This window comes from Sulfurimonas sp., from assembly GCF_023229025.1.
Lineage (GTDB): Bacteria > Campylobacterota > Campylobacteria > Campylobacterales > Sulfurimonadaceae > Sulfurimonas.
Genome location: NZ_JALOAA010000010.1, coordinates 1 through 13,631, shown reverse-complemented (window position 1 = coordinate 13,631; position 13,631 = coordinate 1). Strand labels below are relative to the sequence as shown.

The 13,631-nt window shown below is 37.1% G+C and carries 13 protein-coding genes; 11 read left to right on the top strand and 2 right to left on the bottom strand.

Annotated features, from left to right (window positions below; genetic code table 11):
- Window positions 1–2 precede the first annotated feature (2 nt).
- The 5 genes from nuoL to M0Q20_RS03775 all read left to right on the top strand — a co-directional run bounded on the left by nuoL (window position 3) and on the right by M0Q20_RS03775 (window position 8,180).
- Window positions 3–1,925: an NADH-quinone oxidoreductase subunit L gene (gene nuoL, locus M0Q20_RS03795; protein ID WP_295058836.1), complete on the top strand. Its 1,923-nt coding sequence runs from the start codon at window positions 3–5 to the stop codon at window positions 1,923–1,925.
- 3 nt (window positions 1,926–1,928) lie between these two features.
- Window positions 1,929–3,476, top strand: a complete 1,548-nt coding sequence (locus M0Q20_RS03790) for an NADH-quinone oxidoreductase subunit M (RefSeq protein ID WP_295058835.1) — start codon at window positions 1,929–1,931, stop codon at window positions 3,474–3,476.
- Window positions 3,476–4,984 carry an NADH-quinone oxidoreductase subunit NuoN gene (gene nuoN / locus M0Q20_RS03785; protein ID WP_295058834.1) on the top strand — a complete coding sequence of 503 codons (1,509 nt, stop codon included), beginning with the start codon at window positions 3,476–3,478 and terminating at the stop codon, window positions 4,982–4,984. Before M0Q20_RS03790 ends, nuoN begins: the two co-directional genes overlap by 1 nt.
- Before the next feature lie 71 nt (window positions 4,985–5,055).
- Window positions 5,056–7,416 carry a flagellar protein gene (locus M0Q20_RS03780; protein ID WP_295058833.1) on the top strand — a complete coding sequence of 787 codons (2,361 nt, stop codon included), beginning with the start codon at window positions 5,056–5,058 and terminating at the stop codon, window positions 7,414–7,416.
- Between the two features lie 29 nt (window positions 7,417–7,445).
- A complete protein-coding gene (locus M0Q20_RS03775; protein ID WP_295058832.1) occupies window positions 7,446–8,180 on the top strand; it encodes a Sir2 family NAD-dependent protein deacetylase in 735 nt (244 codons plus the stop codon).
- Here the strand turns inward: M0Q20_RS03775 and M0Q20_RS03770 are convergent.
- Window positions 8,148–8,411, bottom strand: a complete 264-nt coding sequence (locus tag M0Q20_RS03770) for a helix-turn-helix transcriptional regulator (RefSeq protein WP_295058831.1) — start codon at window positions 8,409–8,411, stop codon at window positions 8,148–8,150. The two genes, M0Q20_RS03775 and M0Q20_RS03770, sit on opposite strands and share 33 nt — an antisense overlap.
- A gap of 116 nt (window positions 8,412–8,527) precedes the next feature.
- Here M0Q20_RS03770 and M0Q20_RS03765 point away from each other — a divergent pair, with 116 nt between their 5' ends.
- Complete coding sequence (locus tag M0Q20_RS03765) at window positions 8,528–9,328, top strand: sensor domain-containing diguanylate cyclase (protein ID WP_295058830.1); 801 nt, start codon at window positions 8,528–8,530, stop codon at window positions 9,326–9,328.
- Here M0Q20_RS03765 and miaA read toward each other — a convergent pair whose 3' ends face one another.
- Window positions 9,329–10,231 carry a tRNA (adenosine(37)-N6)-dimethylallyltransferase MiaA gene (miaA, locus tag M0Q20_RS03760; RefSeq protein ID WP_295058829.1) on the bottom strand — a complete coding sequence of 301 codons (903 nt, stop codon included), beginning with the start codon at window positions 10,229–10,231 and terminating at the stop codon, window positions 9,329–9,331.
- Window positions 10,232–10,296: 65 nt separating this feature from the next.
- Between miaA and mqnP the strand changes: the two genes are divergently transcribed.
- From mqnP to M0Q20_RS03735, 5 genes are all read left to right on the top strand, one after another.
- Window positions 10,297–11,157 carry a menaquinone biosynthesis prenyltransferase MqnP gene (gene mqnP / locus M0Q20_RS03755; RefSeq protein ID WP_295058828.1) on the top strand — a complete coding sequence of 287 codons (861 nt, stop codon included), beginning with the start codon at window positions 10,297–10,299 and terminating at the stop codon, window positions 11,155–11,157.
- Window positions 11,154–11,675: a hypothetical protein gene (locus M0Q20_RS03750; RefSeq protein WP_295058827.1), complete on the top strand. Its 522-nt coding sequence runs from the start codon at window positions 11,154–11,156 to the stop codon at window positions 11,673–11,675. Before mqnP ends, M0Q20_RS03750 begins: the two co-directional genes overlap by 4 nt.
- Window positions 11,672–12,190, top strand: a complete 519-nt coding sequence (locus tag M0Q20_RS03745) for a hypothetical protein (protein WP_295058826.1) — start codon at window positions 11,672–11,674, stop codon at window positions 12,188–12,190. Before M0Q20_RS03750 ends, M0Q20_RS03745 begins: the two co-directional genes overlap by 4 nt.
- A gap of 6 nt (window positions 12,191–12,196) precedes the next feature.
- The gene (locus M0Q20_RS03740; RefSeq protein WP_295058825.1) at window positions 12,197–13,360 is read left to right on the top strand and encodes an FtsW/RodA/SpoVE family cell cycle protein; all 1,164 of its coding nucleotides are present in this window, start codon (window positions 12,197–12,199) and stop codon (window positions 13,358–13,360) included.
- A gap of 19 nt (window positions 13,361–13,379) precedes the next feature.
- The coding region (locus M0Q20_RS03735) for a glycosyltransferase (protein ID WP_295058824.1) at window positions 13,380–13,631 on the top strand (252 nt) is incomplete at its 3' end.

Genomic DNA, 13,631 nt, shown 5'->3' with positions numbered 1-13,631 from the left:
AGATGGAATTATTTTTATATACTGCACTATTTTCACCTCTAGTTGGTTCTTTGTTTGCGGCACTTTTTGGAGCTTCCCCAAAGAGTAAGATTGCAGGGATTGTTCCAAGTATTTTACTTGGTGTCTCATTTCTAAGCAGTCTTGTACTTCTAATACTTGTCATGATGACAGGGCATACAATCCATGTTGAGATGATGACGTGGATGGCTACCGGGGATCTTTACATTCCGTTTGGCTTTGTTGTAGATCAGGTAAGCGTTACAATGATGATAGTGGTGACTTTAGTCTCTACTGTTGTTCATGTCTACGCAATCGGCTATATGGATCACGATAAAGGTTTCAATAGATTCTTTGCTTGGCTATCGGCGTTTGTGTTCTCTATGATGGTTCTTGTTATGAGTGATAACTTTGCCGGTCTATTTATCGGTTGGGAAGGTGTTGGTCTTTGTTCTTGGGGACTTATCGGTTTTTGGTATAAGAAAGAGAGTGCTACATGGGCAGCTAATGAAGCATTTATTATGAACCGTATTGCTGACCTTGGGATGCTTATCGGTATCTTCTTGATTTACTGGAACACAGGCACTCTTCAATATGAAGAGGCTTTTGCTGCAATGCCGTCACTTGATACTGCAGTACTAACCTGGATGGGAATCTTCCTCTTTATCGGTGCTATGGGTAAATCGGCTCAGTTCCCGCTTCACACTTGGCTTGCAGATGCGATGGAGGGTCCTACTCCGGTCTCAGCTCTTATCCACGCGGCAACAATGGTTACGGCGGGTGTTTACCTTGTAGTTCGTGCTAATCCGCTTTATGACTTAATTCCTAATGTGGGGCTATTTATAGCATCTCTAGGTGCGTTTGTAGCACTTTTTGCAGCATCAATGGCACTTGTAAACCGCGATATGAAGAGAGTTATTGCATACTCTACGCTTTCACAGCTTGGATATATGTTTGCAGCTGCAGGTCTAGGCGCTTACTGGGTTGCACTCTTTCACCTTATGGCTCATGCGTTCTTTAAAGCGCTTCTATTTTTGGGTGCAGGTAACGTTATGCATGCTATGCATGATGAGCTTGACCCGTTTAAGATGGGAGGACTTGGTAAGGTGATGAAGGGAACGTTTATTATGATGACGTTAGCTTCCGTTGCACTAGCTGGAATTTTTCCACTAGCGGGCTTCTTCTCAAAAGATTTAATCTTAGAGGTCGCATTTATTGAACATCACTTTATTATCTACGCTGTACTATTATTAACTGCGGGTCTGACGGCATTTTATTCATTTAGACTTGTTGCACTGATTTTTCATGGTGAAGATAGATATAAGCACTTTGGAATTGATCCGCATGAGGCTTACAGATTTATGCTTGTTGCGATGAGTCCGCTTCTTCTTCTTGCTGTTATTGCAGGTGCGTTTAAGATGGGATACTTCAATATGGTCACGGAGTTGCTTCCTGCAACTGAGTATCATGTACACTCAGCTACGACATACTGGATTATGACTATAGGAACACAGCTTTTTGTAATAGCAGCGATTGCTTATGCATACAAAAAGTACACAAGCAAAGATATTAAAGTACCTGACGGAACCTCTAAGATGGAGAATAGCTTTGGGTATAAACTGCTTATAAACCAGTACTATATTCCACATTTTTATGAAAATTATATTGTAAAAGCGTATAGGGAACTCTCAGAAGTATTCTGGACAAAAGTGGATCAGAAAGTTGTTGATGCAACTGTTGATGGCATAGCAAATATATTTTATCAAACAGGCGAGAAAACAAGAGATATGCAAAGCGGTAATCTATCGACGATGCTTAAGTGGATGGTAGCGGGAATGGTTGTTCTGCTCTCATTAGCTGTAGTCTTTGGACTAGCAGCAAGACATTCTGGAGAAATAAAAACATTTCTCTCAGGTTTAGGAGTTTAATAGATGCTAGATCATATATTATCAATTTTAATTTTCTTCCCGGCACTTGCAGGAATGCTTGGATTTGTTGTAAACAAAGATAGCATGCGCTCTTACGGGATAGCTGTTGCTGCTATTGAGTTTTTTCTTGCACTTTGGTTATGGTTTGCGTTTGATAGTAATGTATCGGGAATGCAGTTTATGGAGCAGATTGCGCTTGTTCCGACATTCGGTATTAACTACATTGTAGGGGTTGATGGAATTTCACTCTTTATCATTATACTTGCAGCATTCTTTACAATGATAGGTATCGCTTCTCTTGGCGAGACAAAAGATGTAAAAAATATGATAATCACGCTTCTGTTTTTACAGATGACTATGGTTGGTGTATTTGCTGCTCTTGATGCTATCGTATTTTATATATTTTGGGAACTCTCTCTTGTTCCTATGCTCTATATTATCGGTGCTTGGGGTGGACCTCTTAGAATTTATGCTTCGGTAAAATTCTTTTTATATACATTTGCAGGTTCACTTGTTATGCTTGTGGGTATTTTATTTATGGCATATTTTTACTACCAAGCAACCGGACAATGGAGTTTCTCGATTTTAGAGTGGTATCGCCTGATTTTACCTGAGTCTTTTCAGATTTGGCTCTTTTTGGCATTTTTTGTCGGTTTTGCAATCAAAGTACCGATGTTTCCATTTCATACATGGTTGCCATATGCTCACGGGCAAGCACCAACTATCGGTTCTGTAATACTTGCTGCAATTTTGTTAAAAATGGGTACATACGCATTTATCCGTTTTTCACTTCCGCTGTTTCCGGATGCGTCTGTCTATTTTATGTTCCCAATAGCAGTGTTAGCAATTATTATGATTATCTATACTGCAATGGTTGCGTATGCGCAAAAAGATATTAAGCAGGTTGTAGCTTACTCTTCAGTATCACATATGGGTGTTATCATACTCGGTACATTTGCACTCAATGTTGAGGGTATAACGGGTTCAGTCTTTTTGATGATAGCTCATGGTGTCGTCTCAGGTGCACTCTTCTTTCTTGTAGGTGTAATCTATGATAGAAGACATACAAAACTTATGAGTGAGTTTGGAGGCTTGGCTTCGGTAATGCCTAGATATGCAACAATATTTGGACTTATGTTGATGGCGTCTGTCGGACTTCCTTTGACTATTAACTTTGTAGGTGAGTTTTTAAGCCTTCTTGGTTTTTATAAACAGTCTCATATATTGACGCTTCTTGCAGGTATAGCTATTATAGTCGGTGCTATCTATATGTTGGCGGCTTATAAAAAGATGTTTTTTGGTGAAATTACCAAAGAGGAGAATAGAAATCTTCCTGATGTAAACAGAAGAGAGCTCTTTGCTCTGATTCCATTGGCAATTATAACAGTTTGGTTGGGTATATACCCTAAACCTGTTTTGGGAACCATAAACACAAGTGTTGAAGGCGTTGTTCAATTAATGCATGAAAAAGCGATTTCAGAGGAAGCTAAAAAAAGAATTCCTAGTTTGGATATTCTGATTAATAAAACTTCGGCTAAGGAGGCACAATAATGTTATCACCAATAAATGTTTCTATAGAGTCGTTAAACTTAATGACTCTCGTGCCAATGTTGATTCCAATCGTTGGTGCCTTACTAATCATAATTATTGATCTGTTTAAAAGCAATCAACATAAGTCTCTATATGTAATGTTGAGTCTTCTTATTTTAGGGATTGATTTTGTAGCCTTAATCGATTCGGCTGGAGTATTTGAGAAGAATGGAACCGTGATGGGTCTCTTTGACGTTATGTTGATAGACGGCTTAGCTATTTTGTCACAATTTATCATTGTTGTTGCTTCAATGCTTTTTATACCATTAGCACTTACGCACAAAAGATTCCATGAGTTCTCATACCCTGAGTTTTTTGCACTATTTCTCTTCATGATTGCAGGCTTCCAATTTATGGTTGCGACGGATAATCTGATACTTATTTTTGTAGGATTAGAGACGGCATCTTTAGCACTATATACGCTAATAGCTATGCATAACCGTGACAAGTCATTTGAAGCGGCTGTAAAATATTTTACAATGGGCGCACTCGCAGCTGGATTTTTTAGCTTCGGCTCAATGATATTTTATGCACTTACAGGCTCTATTGAGATTAATCAAATAGCAGCAGTATTATCTGCTAATAGCTATGAAGATATAGGCTTTGTTCTTATCGGAGTTGTTTTCTTGCTTGCATCATTTGGTTTTAAACTCTCAATGGTTCCGTTTCATACATGGACACCGGATGTTTATGAGGGCTCATCAGCTGCACTCGCAGGATATATGTCAATAGTTCCAAAGATAGCCGCTTTTATAGTTGTTATGAGATTTTTTGAGTTTTTAATTCACAGTGGTGTTGTTTGGTTAGAAGTAATCCTCTATATGGGGGTAGTACTGACTATGACTATGGCAAACATCTGGGCACTAGTACAAACAGATGTAAAGAGAATGTTGGCATATAGTTCAATTTCACATGCAGGTTTTGTTATGGCAGCGATTCTAATAGGCACAACGCAGTCAAACAGCGCACTGTTTCTATATTGGATACTCTTTAGCTTTACAAACTTAGGATCCTTCTCTATGCTTTGGATAAGCAGACAGAAAAACCTTCCTGCTCATCAGCAGTCAGACCATAGTTATGATAAATTTGCAGGAATGGTTAAAGCCTCTCCTATAGCGGCTTCAATTATGGCCCTTTTTATGCTAAGCTTAGCAGGTATTCCTCCATTTGCTCTGTTTTGGGGTAAACTCTATATGATAAGTTCAGCAGTTACGGGTGGATATACAGTTTTAGCACTTATAATGGCACTTAACTCTGCAATAGCAGGGTATTACTACTTAAAACTTATTGTATATATGTTTATGAGAGAGCCTGTTGCCGGATATGATGGGCGAGTTTTTAGTTCTAATGCTACACTTCCGCTTAAAACTATTATCGGTATTGCAGCCATAGGAACTATATTTGCTTTTTTAGTAGTGAACCAACTTTTAGATTTTATTACGGTATTTGTATATAATAGCGGTTATTAAACTACCTTGTAAATCTCGAAAAACCTGTTTTTCGTTTTGGTGCATAATATTAGAAAATAGGGGTATTTAATTTGTTAAAGATAATACTTCTTCTTTTTTTATCACTCAATGTTTTTGCCCTTGAAATATCTCTTCAAGGCGCAAAAGAGAATCATAAACCATACTCTACACTTCATATAAAAGATGCAAATAAGTTTTTATGTCAAGAGTTTAAAGATGACTTTAAAGAGGTCTCTAAGATAGTTTGTGCATTTTCTAAATCCCCCTCACAAAAGCTACAAAAGCTACAAAATAGTTTTTTTGAGATAGATACTCAGACAAAAAAAGAGACCTTTTTCTTAGTTATTAAGCCACATTTTAAAATGAAACTCTTTGCTATTGTATTTGATTTAACCAAAGAAGATACGACATTTAGCTCAGATGTTAAACTCTCAAACCATTGGATGATAGTGGGTTACACCGATGAGATACCATATATCCAAGGGTATGAAGAGACAGAGTACGCCATAAACTTCCCCTTTACGTACCAAGAAGATATGTTGCCGCATGTTGGCAGTTTAGATATAAAAGGTAATCCTGTATATATTAAAAAAGTTGCAGATGTAACCGAATATATAAAAATCAAAAACTATTATGAAGAGAAAAATTATGATTTTACGCTTGATTTAATAAATGATATTATGAAAGAGTATCCAAACTCACTTTTTAGAGCCGAACTACTCTTTTATAAAATCAGGGTTTACTCAAAACTAGATGAGAATGAGAATCTTATCGAGGTTGCAAAGGAGTACTTAAGAAATTACTCCTCGGATGAGAATATTGCCGAGGTACTCTCTCTTATTGCAAAATCATATACTAAATTAGGTATGAGCAGTGATGCTGATTATTTCTTTGATAGGCTATTTAGTGAGCACCCAAACTCTGCTCATGCATATTGGGGATATATATACTTGGCTGAGTCTTTAGAGCTCTCAGGAAGTACGTCAAGGGCTAGAACTCTGTATGAGAAAGTGCTATCTAATAGTGACGATATAGATGTTGCGGCAGAAGCTGCATTTAAGTTGGCACAAAATTATATCTATAATTCAAGTCCAAAAGAGGCGGCTTTGCATATAGATAAAATAGTAAAAGCAAAGCCGGAGTATTTCTATAATATCGGCATCTACAAATCAATGGATATGATGTATGATTTAGCAGATAACGGAGAGTTTGCTCAAGCTGCAGCTATCGCAAAAGCTTTATTTGAGAGAATGGAGCCGGTAGAGGATGGGTATGAAGAGCTCTCTAGAAATATAGGAATCTGGCTAAGTAAAACAGATAATAAAAAAGAGGCTCTAGCTGCTCTTAATAAGTACATTGAACTCTTTGGAGACGGCATGTATTCACAAGAGGTTCAGATTGCAAAAGATGGGCTCTTTTTTGATGTAAATGATGAGAACACTTCCGTTAAACTCTCTACCTATAATAAGCTCATAGATGAGTATTATGGAGATAGCATCGGCAACAAAGCGATATATGAGAAGGCGAAGCTTCTTATGCAAAATGAGAGATTCTCAGAAGCACTTGCTATGGAGAGCGAACTTTTAGAGTTAAATCCTCAAGAGTATCAAGATGTTGCAGAGCTAATCACTCAAGCAGCCATTGGAGCTATGAAACAAGCACTTGAAATAAAAGAGTGCAACAGTGTGCTTGTTATCTCCTCGCGCTATAAAGTAGAGTTATCCGACGAGTGGGATGACGGAGTCTATGAGTGCGCTATGAAGGGTGCAGACTTTGAGTTGGCTAAAAAGATGGCTGAGAAAAACCTCAAATCAAAAAACATAAATGAGAGAAAGAAGTGGCTATATAGATATATAAAAGTTGATTTTGCTACAGGAAACTACTCAAATGTTATAGAGGCTTCCAAGGAGCTCGTATCACTTATAAAAGATGATAAAAACTCTAAATACAAAGATATATATAGAGTCATCTTTGATACCTACCATAGACTTGAAAATCAACAAAAGATGATTGAATCCATAACTAGACTTGTGCAAGAATACAAAGAGGATTACATAGATATAGAGAGGTATGTTGCAGTTATGGCGGTTGGAAGTGACATAAAAGATAGCAATATGGTCATAGAGTACGGCGAGAAGATAATGGCTATACAGAAGAACTCAGGCTCATATGCACAGAGCCCGTTTGTTGAGTTTGCGTTGTATCAGGCATATATTGATAAAGAGAACTATAGTAAAGCCTTAGAGGTTATTGAGTCCTTAGAAGCAGTAGAGCTAAATAAAAACGATAGAGCAAGGCAGAAGTATCTTCTAGGAAGCGTGTTAGAGAAGCTATGGAGAGACGAGGAGTCACAAAAAGCGTATCAAGAAGCGATAGATACCGAACCAAATTCGGCATGGGCAGAGTTGGCAAAGAGTGCAAAAACTCTTTAAACTCAGTAGCTTTGTCTTAGGAGAGATAGATGGCAAAAGTTTTGATTTTAAGCGGTGCGGGGATTAGTGCGGAGTCTGGCATAAGCACATTTAGAGATAGCGGTGGGCTTTGGGAAGAGTACGACGTGAGCGTAGTGTGTAACTACGACAGTATGCAAAAGCATGAAGAGCTTACCATAGAGTTTTACGACAAAAGAAGAGCTGAACTAGAGAGTAAAGAGCCTAACTATGCCCATAAAGTCATAGCCGACCTGAAGAGGCGATACGGCAGAGATATAGTTGTAATTACACAAAATGTAGATAATCTTTTTGAAAAAGCTGGGCTAAAGAGCAGTGATATCATACATCTTCACGGTTTTTTAAGAGAGATTAGATGTCAAGACCCATATTGTGAGCAAATCTTTGACATAGGGTACACAAAGCAAAGAGAGTTTAACGGTGGAGGATGTCCGTCATGTGGCTCAAAACTTAGACCAAACATCGTCTTTTTCGGCGAGCAGGCACCCAAGTACGAGGAGCTGGGCAGACATGTTCAAGATTGTGAACTGTTAGTCGTAATCGGCACAAGCGGTAATGTCATAGGCGTAAATACGATGGCGCAGTTTGCAACTAGGTCGATTTTAAACAACTATGAGCCAAGCAGTGCCATAAACGACGCCTACTTTTCAAAAGTGCTCTACAAAAAAGCGACCGAGGCTGTTGATGAGATAGCTGAGGAGATAGAGAGTTTTTTAGATAGTATTAACTCCCTCAAAAAACTCTGAAATATCAACATTTAGAGCAACTGCTATTTTGTATATATGCTCCAGATTGAAATGGTGATTATCTTTGACATTTTCACATTTACTAAAAAAAGATGTTGATTTTAATCCCATCTCTAATACTAAATCTAGCTGCGGTTTATTTTTTTGTTTTCTTATTTTTTTGACATTGCTAGATACTATTGCGTAAAATTTTTTTAATTCTTGCTCATTTACTGCAGATAAATTTTTCATAAAAATCACTTTATTAAAAGCTATGTATTGTAATTTAAGTTTATCAATATATAATGACATATAACAATACTGTATATAATATTGATATATATAGTAAATTAATATATGGAATTAAAGTGAAGATTATTGATACAATTTTAGTTTTGTTGATTATTTTAATTTTATATTTGTTAAAGAGAGTTAAGTTTTACAGTGATTGTTGTAAAAATAGATTTGACTATCAGTTGCAAAACAATTTAATGCTAGATGCGGTAGGTTATGGTGCTTGTACTGTTGATAATAATGGACGCTTCTTATCCATAAATGAGAGTGCTCTTGAAATATTAGGTGTTTTAAAACATGAGATTTTAAACAATAGCATTGAAGCTATATTTTATGATGGCATATTAAAAAACGACACGCACACAAAAGAGGAATGCTCGATATTTAAGACTATAAAAGACAAAAAAAAGAGAGTTGTAAAAGAGCAAATTATTAAGAAAAATGGAACTTCAATGCATCTTAGCCTTAATATTTCCCCTTTTGAAAATAATGGAGTGGTAGTCGTATTTAAAGATATTACTACTGAGGTTTCTATACTGCAAGAGTTAAATCAAAGAAATATTGAACTAGACAAGCTTGCTACTACAGATGGACTAAGTGGCTTATATAACAGAAGGTATTTCGATGATAATTTGCAGATTGAATGCGATAGAGCATTGAGGGGTGGCACAAGTTTCACATTAGGTATATGTGACATAGATAGTTTTAAATTGTATAACGATAATTATGGTCATATAAAAGGTGACGAGGTAATACATTCTGTTTCTAATATTTTAAAATATACTTTTAATAGACAGACAGATATTGTAGTTAGTGAGCTATTGAATATTGCTGATTCGGCACTATATAAGAGCAAAGAAAATGGAAAAATATGATCACTTTTGAGAATGTATAGAAGATAATATAATATCTTCTAACTCCTCAAGCGGAGCACTTACTACACTCTCAAACTGAGTACGGTTAAAAGTCTGTTGTCTTTTTGCAAGCTGCGCTGTGTGTGTTGAGATGTTCTCTATCATCTGCTCAATCGTCACTCTGCCGTCTAGATACTCCAAAACCTCGATAATGCCTATAGAACCCATAGAGTGCGGAAGTCTTCTGTAGCGCTGCTCTAGACGACATACTTCATCGATAAGACCTGACGCCAGCATCTTTTGGGTGCGTTTTTTAATTCTATCTCTTAAAATATCTCTACCGACATCAATGTTAAATATCGGCAGATTTTCTATAACCGGCTTTTTTGGGTTTTGTTTAAACCACTCACTTGGAGTTAGTTTTGAAGCCTCATAAATAAGAAGTGCTTTTTCGATTCTATAGCTGTCATTTGGAGATATACTTTTCATATACTCTTTATCAAGAGATGATAAAAACTCATAGCAGTTTTGCAGATTTTTTAGTTTTGCTTTTACATGCAGAGACAACTCTTGTGTAATTTTTGGGATATCTGATAATCCTTGTAGGAGTGATTTTAGATAAAATGATGTACCGCCGACAATGATAAGATTTTTTTTATCTCTTTTACATGCAGTAACTACCTCTTTGTAGAGGTTTATAAAAATCTCAACACTAAAATATTCATCAGGGTTTAGAAGGTTTATGCCAAAATGCCTTACCTCCTCTAGTTCCTCTTTTGATGGTTTAGCAGAGACTATGTCAATCTCTTTGTATATACTAAGTGAGTCGATTGAGAGGATGTAAGCATCTATTTTTTTTGCGATTTTAATTGCCAAATCACTTTTTCCCGATGCAGTAGGACCTATAATTGCGAGCTGAATCATGGCAAAATTATATCATTTTAAATCAACTTTGGGTAAAATAAAACAAAAAAGCGCCAAGGTAAAATTTGAAGCAGTATATAAGCAAACTTAGAGACTTTAATGAACTCGTTATGTTTGAACACTCAATCTTTTCGTTGCCGTTTATCTTTATTGCAATGGTAGTAGCGGCTGATGGCTGGTTTGGGTTCATGTTGCTTATTTTAGGGGTTTTTGCTGCATTAAGTGCCAGAAATTTTGCAATGGGGTTAAATAGATTTGCCGACAGAGAGATAGATGCGCTAAACCCAAGAACACAATCAAGACCAAATGTTGATGGAAGATTGGATGCTGCAAGCATTATGATTTTTACTCTAGTTAATGCCTTTGTATTTGTAGCGGTTGCATATATGATAAATCCGCTAGCATTTGCTCTAAGTTTTCCTATCCTTTTTATATTGGGAAGCTACTCATATTTTAAAAGATTCTCATCCTTGGCGCATGTAGTTTTAGGACTCTCGCTTGGTCTTGCTCCTATAGCGGGAGTTGTAGCTGTGAGTGGCGAGATAACTTCATGGTCTGTTTTGCTTAGTATGGGAGTTGTGTTTTGGGTTGCAGGCTTTGATCTGCTATACTCCTTGCAGGATATGGAGTTTGATAAAGAGAGAGGTTTGCACTCTATCCCTTCAAAATACGGTGCAGAGGCAACTCTGCTCTTATCTGCACTTTTTCATGTGCTAACTATAATATTTTGGGCACTCTTTGTATGGGTCGCAGAGCTTAATACATTTGCATATAGTGCAGTACTATTTAGTGCTGTTTTGCTTAGTTATGAGCACTATCTAGTTAGAAAAGATTTTACAAAAATAGATCGTGCTTTTTTTACAGTCAACGGTTATCTTGGAATTGTTTTTTTCATCTTAATTATTTTAGATAAGGTTTTATTATGAGCGTAAGATTAGTAAAAGCACCTATTGATATAGCCTTTAGTGAACTACAGACGGATGAAGAGGCATATATAAGAGAGTATCAACAGCTAAGCGAGAGTGATGATGACCCTATAAATCAGTGGTTAAAGCTAGCGCGTGCCAAAGGCGATACAAGCGACACCGATCCTGTTTTACTTAATCTTATGGTTGAGTTGCATAAGAAGATAGACGCTTTAGAGAGATTTTTGAAAAATGAAGAGCCAAAGAGAGTATCCCTAACACATAAAGTTGCCATTGAGTCTATAGGTTTTGAGCATTTTAAACTAGAGGAGAAGCTCTTAAAGGCGGGTACAGAATATTACGGAAGGGTTGATATGCCTGTTCATCCAAGAAGAGATGTAGGGATATTTTTTACAGCCCTTGATGAGTCTCTGGCAAAAATAACAAAAATACATGAACGTGATGAGAAAGAGTGGGGCGCATATCTTACTGCACGTGAGAGAGTTCTTATACGTGAAGCAAAAGAGAGCAAAAAATGAATCTAGAAGTGATAAACGTCGAATATTTAGTAGTTGCCATGGCAGCTATGATTTTGTACCTTATCTACTATGTTTTTACAAAAGATTCAGAGTACAATAAAAATATTCGCTCGGTAGCAACGGTTGCCGAGGAGTTAAACAGAGAGATTTTTTATCTTAAAAAACAGCTCGGAGATACGCAAGCAGGGATTAAAAAAAATACAAATCGCATGAGTGATGATGAGATTTACCAAGAGGTTGAGAGAACTGTTTATGATATGGTCAAACCGATATCTCTTAGTTTAAAAAGGCTTGAAGAGAGCGTTTTGATGATAGATGAGCACGTAAATTCAAGAATATCCTCATTAGAGAGCGGAGTAAAACAGATATCTATTCCTGCCTCAATTCACGGAAATGATGATGAAAAAATCATCTCTCTTTATAAACAGGGAGTATCCTTAGAGACTATTTCAAAAGAGCTTCATATATCTAAAGCAGAAGTTGAGTTTGTTCTTAAAATCAACAAAATAAAGTAGCTCTTTATGGCAGATAGAAAACTCTTTACCCTTGTGTCGACACTTATCGGCATAAGTATCATTCTTGCATATACATTGTCGGTTTATACAACCATACTTTTTGGTGTAAATGAGTTCCATTTTGCGCTACGTCAGGCAATATTTGGTCTCTTTAGTATACTTGTTATTTGGATTTTAGCTCAAGGAGATCCTGATAAACATCTGACTCCTATCGGGTTTACGCTTTTTATTGGCTCAACACTCTTGATGATAGCTATGCCTTTTTTACCGGAGTATCTAGTCTCAGCTGTAGGAGGAGCAAAAAGATGGATAAAGGTTTTTGGATTCTCCTTTGCTCCGGTTGAGTTTTTTAAGATTGGATTTGTATATTTTTTGGCATGGAGTTTCTCAAGAAAGCTTGGTCATCATGACGGTATGGGCGTAAAAGAGGAGTATATAAGATTCGCTCCATATGGAGTAGTGTTTGTGGGAGCTATGTTTATAATAGCTTTTGTACAAAATGATTTGGGGCAGGTTGTAGTTATTGGACTTACACTTCTGTTTATGCTTATGTTTGCCGGTAGTAGTTTTAGATTTTTCTTGACTCTCTTAGTTGGAACAATGATGCTTTTTGTCTTTTTTATCGTAAGCGCAGAGCATAGAATATTGCGTATAAAATCATGGTGGGCACTTGCGCAAAATAGTGTATTGGAGCTTTTTCCGGATGCTATTGCCGCGCAGCTTAGAGTCCCGACCGAGGTTGAACCATATCAGATAGGACACTCTTTAAATGCCATACATAACGGCGGACTCTTTGGCGTAGGAGTAGCAAACGGAACCTTTAAGCTCGGTTTTTTAAGTGAAATTCACACAGATTTTGTCTTAGCAGGACTTGCAGAGGAGTTTGGTTTTTTTGGAGTTTTAGTTGTAGTAGTACTCTTTATGTGGATGCTTCAGAGAATTTTTAAGATAGCTAACCGTACAAAGGACTCAAGAGTTTACCTCTTTAGCCTTGGAGTAGGACTTCTTCTCTCATTTGCTTTTTTAGTAAATGCGTATGGGATTAGCGGTATAACCCCTATTAAAGGAATTTCAGTTCCATTTCTAAGCTATGGGGGTTCATCTATTTTAGCAGCTTCTATTGGAGTAGGTATGGTATTGATGGCATCAAAAAAAGCGAAGATGCAATAATGCAAGGATTGGATAAGAGATGAAATTTTGCATAACCGGAGGAGGAACAGGCGGGCACTTGATGATTGCAGAAGCTCTGGTAGAAGCAGCGGTGCAGGAGGGGCACGAAGCGATATTTATAGGCTCAGCTAGTGGACAAGATAGAAAATATTTTGAGAGTCACAGCACCTTTAGCCATGTCTATTTCCTAAACACAACGGGCGTAGTAAATCAAAAGGGGCTAAAGAAGCTAAGGGCACTTTGGCTAATTCTACAAGCCTTCTTCCAATCA

What these genes read in the sequence shown, in the direction of transcription:
- nuoL (WP_295058836.1), top strand. Translation starts at nt 3, where the DNA reads ATGGAATTATTTTTATATACTGCACTATTTTCACCTCTAGTTGGTTCT.
- M0Q20_RS03790 (WP_295058835.1), top strand. Translation starts at nt 1,929, where the DNA reads ATGCTAGATCATATATTATCAATTTTAATTTTCTTCCCGGCACTTGCA.
- nuoN (WP_295058834.1), top strand. Translation starts at nt 3,476, where the DNA reads ATGTTATCACCAATAAATGTTTCTATAGAGTCGTTAAACTTAATGACT.
- M0Q20_RS03775 (WP_295058832.1), top strand. Translation starts at nt 7,446, where the DNA reads ATGGCAAAAGTTTTGATTTTAAGCGGTGCGGGGATTAGTGCGGAGTCT.
- M0Q20_RS03770 (WP_295058831.1), bottom strand. Translation starts at nt 8,411, where the DNA reads ATGAAAAATTTATCTGCAGTAAATGAGCAAGAATTAAAAAAATTTTAC.
- miaA (WP_295058829.1), bottom strand. Translation starts at nt 10,231, where the DNA reads ATGATTCAGCTCGCAATTATAGGTCCTACTGCATCGGGAAAAAGTGAT.
- M0Q20_RS03750 (WP_295058827.1), top strand. Translation starts at nt 11,154, where the DNA reads ATGAGCGTAAGATTAGTAAAAGCACCTATTGATATAGCCTTTAGTGAA.
- M0Q20_RS03745 (WP_295058826.1), top strand. Translation starts at nt 11,672, where the DNA reads ATGAATCTAGAAGTGATAAACGTCGAATATTTAGTAGTTGCCATGGCA.
- M0Q20_RS03740 (WP_295058825.1), top strand. Translation starts at nt 12,197, where the DNA reads ATGGCAGATAGAAAACTCTTTACCCTTGTGTCGACACTTATCGGCATA.